Source organism: Veillonella parvula (assembly GCF_032575955.1).
Lineage (GTDB): Bacteria > Bacillota > Negativicutes > Veillonellales > Veillonellaceae > Veillonella > Veillonella parvula_J.
Genome location: NZ_JAWFXN010000002.1, coordinates 110,942 through 122,650 on the forward strand (window position 1 = coordinate 110,942; position 11,709 = coordinate 122,650).

General features: G+C 40.1%; 8 protein-coding genes. 7 read left to right on the top strand and 1 reads right to left on the bottom strand.

The annotated features are described in order from the left end of the window. Positions 1-435 precede the first annotated feature (435 nt). Positions 436-798, top strand: coding sequence for a hypothetical protein (locus E7L28_RS03345; protein ID WP_008603073.1), 363 nt, complete (start codon positions 436-438; stop codon positions 796-798). Between the two features lie 120 nt (positions 799-918). On the opposite strand, the gene bioB is transcribed toward E7L28_RS03345, so the two are convergent. Further along, positions 919-1,947, bottom strand: a complete 1,029-nt coding sequence (gene bioB, locus E7L28_RS03350; protein ID WP_077708013.1) for a biotin synthase BioB — start codon at positions 1,945-1,947, stop codon at positions 919-921. Between the two features lie 327 nt (positions 1,948-2,274). Here bioB and E7L28_RS03355 point away from each other — a divergent pair, with 327 nt between their 5' ends. From E7L28_RS03355 to hemQ, 6 genes are all read left to right on the top strand, one after another. After that, positions 2,275-3,546 carry a metallophosphoesterase family protein gene (locus E7L28_RS03355; protein ID WP_278617630.1) on the top strand — a complete coding sequence of 424 codons (1,272 nt, stop codon included), beginning with the start codon at positions 2,275-2,277 and terminating at the stop codon, positions 3,544-3,546. Further along, on the top strand, positions 3,536-6,418 hold the full coding sequence (locus tag E7L28_RS03360; RefSeq protein ID WP_316711454.1) for an ATP-binding protein: 2,883 nt from the start codon (positions 3,536-3,538) through the stop codon (positions 6,416-6,418). Before E7L28_RS03355 ends, E7L28_RS03360 begins: the two co-directional genes overlap by 11 nt. 192 nt (positions 6,419-6,610) lie before the next feature. After that, on the top strand, positions 6,611-7,654 hold the full coding sequence (gene hemE / locus E7L28_RS03365) for a uroporphyrinogen decarboxylase (RefSeq protein WP_315308254.1): 1,044 nt from the start codon (positions 6,611-6,613) through the stop codon (positions 7,652-7,654). Between the two features lie 4 nt (positions 7,655-7,658). Further along, positions 7,659-8,663, top strand: a complete 1,005-nt coding sequence (locus E7L28_RS03370; RefSeq protein WP_316692208.1) for a ferrochelatase — start codon at positions 7,659-7,661, stop codon at positions 8,661-8,663. Beyond that, on the top strand, positions 8,660-10,276 hold the full coding sequence (hemG, locus tag E7L28_RS03375) for a protoporphyrinogen oxidase (protein ID WP_316711434.1): 1,617 nt from the start codon (positions 8,660-8,662) through the stop codon (positions 10,274-10,276). The genes E7L28_RS03370 and hemG overlap by 4 nt, the downstream gene beginning before the upstream one ends. 230 nt (positions 10,277-10,506) lie before the next feature. Continuing rightward, a complete protein-coding gene (gene hemQ, locus E7L28_RS03380) occupies positions 10,507-11,238 on the top strand; it encodes a hydrogen peroxide-dependent heme synthase (RefSeq protein WP_316692206.1) in 732 nt (243 codons plus the stop codon). Positions 11,239-11,709: the final 471 nt, after the last annotated feature.

Genomic DNA, 11,709 nt, shown 5'->3' on the forward strand with positions numbered 1-11,709 from the left:
TGTATATAGACTTAACAATATGTATAAGTTTATGAAGCAACGAAAAAAGGACTCTATATAGAGTCCTTTTTTCATGTAAGGGGAGTGTTAGTATTAATATCAAATGAAACATGTATTTAAACAAGTAGTAGGTTTGGGGTTAGTATTACTTGTCGGGAGATAAATACACGTACGGTAACCAGGGAATTGTTACCTTTGTCTATCATTTGACATTATCATTATAGGAAGGGTAAATGAGTTAAAAATGAAGAAATTTAATAAATTTCTTTAAGTTTCTTATATTTGTAAAAAACATGGTAATTAATTTTAATTATTGTTGATAAATATGGGACAATTTTGGTATTATATAAAGGAGAAGTTGTATATTTTATAAAGGTTTATCCACATTAAGCTTTTATAAAATATACAGCTCGATAGCATGAGAGGGGCAGTCATATGAGTAAAATATTCACCATATTAACACTTTTGTGGCTACTCAGTATAGGGGGGACTACTAACGCAACGGACTGGTACTATGTTGGACCAGATGCATCAGGAAACCAATTATTTATTGACAATGATAGTGTACAGAAGAGTGATTACGATGCACTTTTGTGGCTGCGAGTTAATGAACTGGGTGGCGACGAATTGCGATATAAAGTTTATATCAGTAGATATAATCGAACCATGGAAACATTGAAGGTAGATGCGTACATGTCAGACGGGACGCCGTATGAGAATGTAGAATTTAATGAGAATCCTGAGCCCATTGCGGGTAACACAAATGGTCAAGCCATTTACATTTTATTATGGAAATAAAAGAACCATCTAGTACAGCAAACTAGATGGTTCTTTTTATGTGTAAAATATTTATAAAGCATTAGGGAATAATTTATATACTACATCCTCTAGATATGGAGAATGGTATATATGAGGTTTTTAGACTTGAGCTGTATTGCGAGTCAACTCCAAGTCTTGAATCATTTGGAGATCGTCTTGAGGTGAACGACCGCCAGTGGTTAAGTAGCCACCAACCATGATACCGTTTAGGCCACCTTTTAGAGCATAAGCTTGTAAGTCCCGTAGATTTACTTCGCGACCGCCTGCAGTACGAATCAATGCATTTGGCAAGATGAAACGGAATACGGCGAAGGTACGTAAGATATCCAATGGACGTAAAGCTTCGTTGCTTTCAAATGGAGTCCCTTTAACAGGATTCAAAATGTTTAATGGCACGGAGTCAATATGTAAACGTTTAAGTTCGAACGCCATTTCTACGCGTTGTTCTAATGTTTCGTTAAGGCCAAGAATGCCACCAGAGCAAACACGGATGCCTGCTTTTTGTGCATTATCTATGGTAAACATTTTATCTTCGTAGGAATGTGTAGTACAAATATCTGGGAAGTGACTAGGTGCCGTTTCGATATTGGAGTGGTATCGAGTAACACCAACTTCTTTTAATTTGAGTGCTTGTTCGTAAGTTAACAACCCAAGAGAACAGCAGATTTCAAGGCCAATTTCGTTTTTGATACGGCCTAATACGTGGATGATTTGATCAAATTCATCAGGGTTATTAGTATTACGACCACTTGTTACGATGGAAAAACGAATGGCACCAGCCTTTTTAGCTTTACGTGCTGCTTGGAGAATGCTTTCTTCATCCATGAAAGGATACTCCTGAACGCCTGTGTTGTGGTGTGCGGATTGAGCACAGAATTTACAGTTTTCAGGACATTTGCCGGATCGAGCATTAACAATGGCGCATACATCTACAGAATTATCATTGAAATGTTGGCGAATTTTATCAGCCATAGCGAGTAGAATCATAGTATCATCATCTGAAGTATGAATTAGCTCGATTGCTTCTTCTTTTGTAATTTCGCCGCCGTTCATGATGCGGTTTGCAATGGTAAGTATTTTTTCGTATGTACCCACTTGGGATGGTTGTTGATCTATAGGCAAAGCCATAATAGCCTCCAGGAAATTGTTAACTTAATAAAAACATAATATATTGACAATTTGATTGTAAACGTTCGCGTATAAATTGTCAACTTAATGCGTGAATTGGTTAACAAAAATAATAACATATTATGATTTATCTCTTATGATGAAAGAAAATGTGCTTATCTTATAATTTATATTTATTAATAGTTAAGAGAAGTTTAGTTTAACTATATTGTTTTGATGCTAAATGATAGTTATTTTTAACTTATCTTTAAGGTTTTGTAGTATAATAAACTATTGTAATTACTATATATAACTATAATAAGAATATTAATGGAGGAGTGGATATAGATGCAGCCGTTTCGATTTATACACTGTGGTGATCTGCATTTAGGGGCACCCTTTCAATATGCTACAGGTATTAGCAGCGCTGTTGATCGCGCCGTAAGTGAAGCAACCTATGTAGCCTTAGATAAAATTATTGATACTGCTATTACAGAACATGTTCATGCTGTCGTAATAGCTGGTGATATTTATAATAGTGAAGACCATAATTTAGAGGCTCAAGTCCGTTTTGTGCGCGCCATGTATCGCTTGGCGGAGCATCGTATTGATGTCTATATGGTACAAGGTAACCATGATCCTGCTGAAAGCTGGAAGGCGCAACTGCAGATGCCAGATAATGTCCATATATTTTCTAGTGAACAGGTACAACGTTTTCCGCTCATCGTTAACAATATAGAAATTGGTGGCGTATATGGTATTAGTTGTGGTCATGGTAATGAAAGTGACAACTATGCTCGTCAATACAGAGCTTTTGAACGGGATGAATTTTCCCTTGCTGTCATGCATGGTACTGTAGGTTCTAGTGTAGGCTCTGAAAACCATAATGTAACAGGACCTTGTAATTTAACTGATTTAACAGAGGCCGCTATGGATTATTGGGCATTGGGCCATATTCATAAATCTCAAGTTCTTAGCGAGGAACCTCTCGTAGTTTATGCTGGTAATCCGCAAGGCTTGCATCGTAAAGAACATGGACCTAAGGGATGTTATATTGTATCTGTATCACATAATGGTCATTGTGATTTGCGATTTATCGATACCTGCGCTGTCCGATTTGAGGAAATCAAAATCGATATTGCTGGCATGCAAAATGAAACGGATTTCTTAGAGATTTTGCGCCGTAAAAAAGAAAATTTGCGAAAGCAGCATAAGAAAAACATCTTGCTATCCATCGTTGTGTCCGGTACAGGACCTCTACATCGCCTATGTACGCAAGAGGGGATTCGAAAACTATGGTTGCAAGAGTCTCAAAATGAAGAGAAAGGCAAATCTATATTTGTTATGCCTTACCGTATCACTTCTAATACAAGACCTAGTATTAATCTAGTTGAACGACGTCTATTAACAGATGTAGTAGGTGATTATTTGCGTGCTTATGATGATATGGTAGATGGGGATGCGATACAGACTGCGCGCCAAATCATGGCTGATCGTCCTGAATTTAAGCGCTTAGGCGCATATGCCGATTTATTAAGTGATGAATTATTGGCACGAGCTTTAAAACGTTGTGAAATTGAAGGTGTTACTGTATTGATGGGGGCTAATGATGAACATTAAACGCATACGATTTGATGAATTTGGCCCGTATCGCGACTGGTCTTTCACCACGGGTGATAATGGGGTTCAACTCATGTATGGTCCTAATGAAAGTGGTAAAACATCCTTGCTCGAAGGGATGCGCACCTTGTTATTTGGCGGTACTCATAAGGTTTATGGCCCTATGACGGGGGCCCTTGATGTGGACCGTAATGGTGAAAGCTACTATATCGGTCGTAAGGGTAAGCAGTTAGACTTTTACAGTCCTGGTAATCCTGCTATCCATGAAGAGCCGGCTCAATATTGGTGGCATGGCATCGATAAAAAAACATATAACCGCATATTTGCGCTAACATTAGACGACCTACAAGGACTTGATGTATTACAAGAGGTAGAGGTTCGTTCTCGATTCTTTGGCGCCGAAGGAGGAGAACACTTAGGTGGAGCTGTTAAGAATGTTGAAAAAGGGGCTACAGACCTACTTGTAGCATCCTCGAATGGTAAACGTCGTATCAATGTATTGATGGATGAGCTTAAAGAAAATCGACAAAAGCTGAGTCAGTTGGCGGAGCATGAAGCGCAATATGTGGAATTACAAACCGTCTTTCACAGTACGGAGCAAACCGAAATGGAATTGCAAAATCAGTTGAAAGAATGGAAGGAATATCGGGATGGTATCGATGTAGTATTGCGTGCATGGGATACGTATCGTCGCAGTGAAGAGGCACGTATGCACATGCAGCAGTACAATAGTGAGCTCGCTTTGAGTCGTGATGAGTTTCTTCGCCTTGATGAAGAAATTAAACGGGCTCGTGACAATATGCAATTATGGCAGGAAAAGGAAGCGGCATTGATGCCGGCTAACTTTAGTCCTGATAGCCCATTTGGAACTTACGGTCAAGATATTGAAGACCTTATTCAACAAGGTGCTAAATGGGAGCAATTACGCCGTGAGTGCGAGGAAGGCGATGCGTATATCCGTAAGGTTAGAGAACAATTGGAGTTTTCACGCACCCTACATTCTGCGTGGCGTCACGATGAGCCAATGGCAGAAGACATCAATTGGTTTGATGGAGAACGTTTGGCAAGTCGTTTGCGCACCGCAAAAGAACAACTTTTACATTGGCAAGACCGCAAACCTGCAGAGGCTACCGATGAGGTGCCGACGGCGAACCTTGAAGGTGCAACTTTACCTAACTTTAGTGAAGAAGAATTAGCTAAAAAAGAATATTTAGAACGTGAATTAGATCGTATCTTAATGGATATAGATCGAGTAGAGGCTAGACGGAATAGTTCTGGTTCAGCTGCACAGCCTACAATTCTGCCAAAATGGCTACAACGCATTAGTGGTATAGGTGCTGTTATAGCTGTATTGGTAGTATTAGCAGGCCTGTTGGTTCTTGAATCGGCATTATATACTATAGGTGGCTTTATTTTCTTGATTCTATCTATGGGGCTATTCTGGTATGCTACCTGGAGGCTTCATAATGGTAACTCGGATGTATCTAAATTAAACTATGAGTTACAAATTTTATCCTCCCATAAATCTGATGTAGAGCATCAGCTAGAGGCTTTGATCAAGGCTGCTACACCTACAGTGAGTCCTGTACCATCCTTAGAAGGGGCGGCACATCTTGAACGTTGGATTCAAGAAGGTCATACATTACAAGGCATTTACGATGAAGCCCTCGCAGCATGGCAAAACTGGTTACCGCAAGGGGCGGCTAAGAGTCTCGATGAAGATGATTTCTTTGGCCTCAAACATGAATATGATCAATATCATGAGCAACTACGTACTATAGAAGGCTATGAAAAGCGTTTAGCGGAGCATAAAGAAGGTCTACGTATTATTGAAGACCAAGCGATGGCTTTGTGGTATAACCTTGGGATAGAGGCACCAGTATCTCCAACAGAGCTAAAACGCATTTATAACCAATATAAGAACTTCCAACAAAATAAGATTGTATGGGAACAAAAGGAAGCACAACGTAAAAGCTTCCGTAATGAATATGATAATTGGCATCGTAAGGAAAAAGAGCTACTCCTTCGTCAACAAGAACTGCTCCATAAAGCGGGTATGGAAAGTTCCAACGAGTATCGTCAACATCTTATCGATGAGGACCAATATAAACAGTGGCAAACCATCTACAAGCAAAGTCAAGTGCAGCTTGATTTGCTTGCTCCTGACGCGGAGAATAAAGACTTGTTCTACCGTCGTTTGCGTGAAGGCAACAAGGATAACTGGTTGGATGAATTGGCTCATTCTGAGCGTGAAATAGCCTCTATCGAAGATAAATTGGCTACCTTGTACGAGCGTCGCGGTCAAATCGTTGAAGCCATGCGTACACTTGGATCTGACCAGGAACAACACCAGATGTTGCAAGAACGAGAGGCTCTACAAAGTGAATTAGAGTCTGCTCTTGAAGATTGGGCTACTCAAGTATTGATAAGCCATTGTATGGATAAGGCTCAACAATCATATGAACAAGAAAAACAACCTCATATGTTAGAACTTGCATCCTCTTATGTTGAAAGACTAACTGGTGAGAGGTATACACTTGATATTCTAGGTATCAATAAAGGGGTAGCACTTATCAACAACAATGGGGAACGACTAGAACTTAAATTCTGGTCTAGTGGTCTAGCTGACCAAGTATACTTGGCATTGCGTCTTGCCCTAGCAAAGGTATTCTCTTATCAAGTAGAATCCTTGCCGATTATTTTGGATGATATTTTGGTGCGTTTTGACGAAAACCGTCAACGTAGTGCCTTGGAATTGTTGGCCGAGCTTGGGAAGAATCAACAGATTTGGCTCTTTACCTGTCAACGCTCTGTATATGATATGGCTCAATCTATTATGGGCATCGATTGCCATAGACTAAGTCGTAGCTAAATTAATTTCGGACTTGAATTAAAGACTAATTAGATTAAATAGATATCAACGAGGTAATGAAATAATCCCTGTGGTCGCCGCAAGCTTTCACAGGGAATATTAATGGCATTGTTGTGTGTGATTGTAACCAAAGTAACTGTTTTAGTTACCATAGTGTGTTAGTATACATTTAGAACGAAAGGGGTTGAGTACTTGAACACAGCTTATTTGGACATGATCCAAGGGAAGAACCCTGGTGTAACGCCTGTGTGGTATATGCGACAAGCTGGTCGTAGTCAAGCGGAATATCGCAAAATCAAAGAAAAATATACATTATTTGAAATTACAAAAGAGCCTGAGCTATGTGCTCGTGTTACGGAATTACCTGTTAAGGAATATGGCGTCGATGCGGCGATTCTCTACAAAGATATTATGAGCCCCATGGTGGCTATGAATGTAAATGTAGAGCTCAAGGCTGGTGTGGGGCCTGTATTTAGCACGCCTATCCGCTCTATGGCTGATGTGGATAAATTAGAAACCTTTGATCCTACAAAGGTAGATTATATTGCGAAAACGATTACATTATTAACTTCTGGTATGCTCGACGTGCCGCTCATTGGTTTCTGCGGGGCACCGTTTACTATTGCGTCCTACCTTATCGAAGGGGGCCCAACAAAGAATTACAATAAGACTCGCGGTATGCTCATCGGTGCTCCAGATATGTGGAATGCATTGATGACAAAACTAGCGGACATGTCCATTGCGTACTTGTCCATGCAAGCCGAAGCGGGTGCTAATGCACTTCAAATCTTTGACTCTTGGGTAGGTGCTGTTAATGCAGACCAGTATAAACAAGGAATTTACCCTCATATGGAGCGGATTATAAAGACTGTGAAAGCTAAATATCCTCATTTGCCAATGGCCATGAATGGTGTTGGTACGGATCATTTGGTGTCTATTTGGTCTCACTTGCCTTTAGATGTCATTGCCCTTGATTGGCGTAGTTCCATCGTTATGGCAAACGAGCGCGGCGTAACACAAACGGTACAAGGTAACTTGGATCCGGCGTATTTGTTCGGAGACGAAAAAACATTGGCCCGCGAAGTGGATCGCATCTTGCTCGACGGCGTTCGCTATGGGCGCCATATCTTTAATTTAGGTCATGGCGTATTCCCAGAGGCAGATCCTAAAAAACTTCATTGGCTAACGGACTATGTGCATGAACGTAGTCGTGAGATTTGGACTCAAGAGAGGTAAATTAGTGAAAGTAGAAAAAAAAGGATTATTATTCCTGTCTTATGGTAGCCCTTTAAGTAAGGATGATTTAGTACCCTATATGACGAGCATTCGTCGTGGCCGTGTACCAACGGAAGCAGAGATTACAAATCTCACTAAGCGTTATGATACAATCGGTCAATGGGAAAATATTGAGCTTCAAACTATGGCAGAGTGCCAATATAAAGCATTGCTTACTCTGTTGCCAACTATGCCTTCCGCTATTGGTTTTTTACACATGAAACCATCCATTGCAGATGCGGTTGACTCCTTAGTCCAGCAAGGAGTGGAGCATATTATCGCTATTGTAACAGCTCCATTCTTTACCGCTCTCGGTACTGGAGCTTATGAAAAACAAGTGCAAGCAGCCATTTCAAATTATGATAATGTGACATTTGACTTTATCCGTTCATGGTGGGATCAACCAACTTTTAAGGAATACTGGGTAAAAGCAGTTTCAGAGTGTGTGAATAATGATAAATTAGAATGTATAGATAGTGTTAACGCTGATTGTGTGAATAGTGTTAAATCAGTGTATGTAGATAGTGTAAAATCAGAGTGCGCAGTTGTAGATACGGACTGTAAAGATGTATTCGTTATTTTTAGTGCGCACAGTATACCTCTTATCAATAATCATGGTGGCGATTCGTATGCGTTAGCTTTAGAGGAAAGCGCCAAAGAGATTGCTGAACATTGTAAATTACCGAAATGGACTGTGGCGTGGCAAAGTGCAGCTCCTCATGGGCAATGGTTGGGCCCTACTGTAGAGGATGCTATCAACGAAGCCTTACAAACTGGTGCTGATTGCATTGTTTTTGTACCATTTGGATTTGTAAGTAATCACGTTGAGGTATTGTACGATAATGATGTAGAGTGTAAAGAACTCGTTGAAGCAAAGGGCGCAACATATATGCGTGCACCCATGCCAAATTGTAATGAAATATTTTTACAAGCAATGGCGAGTGCAATAACAGAAAGGATTCATTCGTGAACGTAACAATTGTGGGCGGTGGCTTAACAGGGCTAACAGCGGCTTATTATCTAGGTCATGCAAAGCCAGAATGGACCATTACTCTTTATGAACAAGCACCACGATTTGGTGGGAAAATACAAACGCAACATGTGGATGACTTCGTAGTGGAACTCGGTCCTGACTCCTATTTGGGTCGTAAAACAGAAATGACAGATCTCGTGCATGATCTTGGACTAGGGGATACCCTTGTGTCTAATGAAACAGGCCAAGCCTTTGTATATGATAAGGGTTCTATCCACCCAATTCCAGGCGGCTCCATTATGGGCATTCCTACGGAAATGATGCCCTTTGTGAAAGCAACGCTCATTTCTTGGTCTGGTAAATTGCGTGCGGGCTTAGATTATTTTAAGAAACCATACCAACTCGATGAAAATGGTGATGTATCCATTGGTCACTTCTTCAAATACCACTTAGGACAAGAAATGATGGATAAACTCATCGAGCCTCTATTAGCGGGCATCTATGGTGGCGATATTTATAAAATTAGTCTATTATCGACATTTCCTCATTTTATTCAAGTTGAACAAAAATATGGGAACATGGTGAAAGGTATGATGGCTGCTAAGATGAGTCATTCCAAAGCAGGTGTCTCTAAAGCAGCTAAAGATGCTGTAGCAGAAGGCGATGTGCCTCGTGCTGGTAAAGGTACTATGACAGACCGTCAATTTGAAAGCCACGAAGCAAAGTCTGGCCAAGCTAATTTTGCTAGTAATAGTGCAAGCAGTTCTAACCATGTAACAAAGACTAGTTCAAATCATCAGTCTGCTAAGGCGCAAACGGATATGGAAAGTCGGAAGGGAACAGCGGCTCAATCCGGTATGTTTCGTCAATTGACAGGCGGCCTTGAAAGCGTGATTACCGCTATCGTTGAGGCTATGCCTAGTAATGTACACTTGCATACAGGTACACTAGTTTCTGATATTCGATATGTTGATGGTATGTACGCAATCGATGTGGTCAATCAGTATAACAATTCTTGTGGTTGTCAATCTATGGCAGATCATGTGATTATTAGCACGCCGCCGGCAACGTATACACAATGGTTTAAGGATGATCAGGGTTTTGACTTCTTGCGTTCCATGGAGCAATCTAGCTGTGCCATTGCTATTATGTCTTTTGATAAAAGCACATTTGATGGTGATTTAAAGGGCTCAGGTCTTCTCATTACTCGTAACACGGATACACCTCTTACAGCGTGTACTATTCTTAATCAAAAATGGCCCCAAACAACGCCTGATGATAAGGTAGTATTGCGCGTCTTTATCGGTAAGCCTGGCAATGATGTAGTAGAACGACTCAGCGAAGAGGAACTTTCAGAATTGGCAGTCAAAGAGATTCAACATATCATGGGTTTCTCTATCAAACCAGAGTGGGTGCGTATCAATCGCCTCATTCACTGTATGCCGCAATATAATGTAGGCCATCGTGCAGGCATTCAAGCAGTCCGTGAACATGTGGCAGAGCATTATCCAAATTTACACCTCATCGGTACGCCATTTGACGGTATTGGTATTCCTGATGGTGTAAAACAAGCGAAAGAACTAGTAGAAAAACTTGTGAATGACAAGTAAAATAGTGACTTGCTTAAAAGAGTTAGTATAGTATTAAGAGCACATAGGATTATCTCAGCCTAAAAGTAGTAGTTTAGTCTTAACTAAAGAATATACTAATAAAAAATCTCAATAGAAACTAAATTGAAAAGACTCCATATGCTATAATAATTATTGGAGTCTTTTGATTTCCGTAAATATAGATATACATTATTATTTTGATATAATCACCATAGATAGGAGTGATCATAATGGGAAAAGCAATCCCTACAGTAGAAGGTTGGCATAGCCAACATATGGTATTTGCCATGGATTTCAGCGCATGGAACTGCTTTACAGCTGAAGAAAAAGCAGCAGCGCGCAACGAATTAAAAGCATTCTTAGCAGACCTTGAAGCTAAACATCAAGCTAAAGAAGGAAGTTACGCATTCTATGATTGCAATGGCGCAAAAGGGGATTTAATCCTATGGATTCTCGGTCCATCCCTTGAATACTTGGCGCAAGTAGAACGCAAATTCCGCCGCCTTGCCATTGCAAGCGTATTAGTGCAAACATACTCTTATACATCTGTAACAGAAGTAAGTACCTATGTTAAGGCCAAGCTAGATACAGAGGAAGTTAACCAAAAATTATATCCTCACGTACCTCGCGATAAATATATCTGTTTTTATAATATGAGTAAAAAACGCGAAGGTGATGACAATTGGTTCATGTTACCACCGCAAGAGCGCGGTGCTTTGATGAAAGCTCACGGTGAACTTGGTAAAACATACTTGGATGTATTATCTGAATTCACTACTGGTGGCTGTGGCCTAGACGACTGGGAATGGGGTATTACTATCTTTAGTAACGACGACATCCAATTCAAAAAAATTGTATATGATATGCGCTTCGAAGAAGCCAGTGCAAAATACGGCATCTTCAGCGACTTCTATGTTGGTACCATCATTGACGACGCACTACTAGAAGAAATCTTTGGATAATAAAAAAGGGACTGCGTTGCAGTCCCTTTTTGTTATTATTTAATTCATATATATCGATAAATAACTGCTTATTGTATCGTATATTCGTTCGATTTATAATATTCTTAAGGTAGTCGGCGAGGTTGGGTCTCTCAAAAAGCAAATAGCCCTCCGTTACCCAGTGTAATTAGATAAACAGAAAGGCCATTTCCTATATGTTTTGTTTTTGAGATGCGCCTGACGTTCCTACTCGTCTGACTATCTATTTATATTATAGAGATAAAGTTATATATCGTCAAATTAGAATGAATGGACTGCCTAGCAGTCCATTTTTCTCCCCTCAAAATGAAGGCTATAATTTTGAGGGGAGAAAAGTTAATATACGCACTATACTTCGTAAAATATAATTCACAATATATGAGTATCGCACTCGCAACTATATTCTCATAAAAGAGAACCCCGCATCTATCCGACTTACGAGGTCAAGGCCCT

Excerpts from the sequence above, each read along its gene's own strand:
- hemQ (WP_316692206.1), top strand. The coding sequence starts at position 10,507 with ATGGGAAAAGCAATCCCTACAGTAGAAGGTTGGCATAGCCAACATATG.
- E7L28_RS03355 (WP_278617630.1), top strand. The coding sequence starts at position 2,275 with ATGCAGCCGTTTCGATTTATACACTGTGGTGATCTGCATTTAGGGGCA.
- E7L28_RS03345 (WP_008603073.1), top strand. The coding sequence starts at position 436 with ATGAGTAAAATATTCACCATATTAACACTTTTGTGGCTACTCAGTATA.
- E7L28_RS03360 (WP_316711454.1), top strand. The coding sequence starts at position 3,536 with ATGAACATTAAACGCATACGATTTGATGAATTTGGCCCGTATCGCGAC.
- bioB (WP_077708013.1), bottom strand. The coding sequence starts at position 1,947 with ATGGCTTTGCCTATAGATCAACAACCATCCCAAGTGGGTACATACGAA.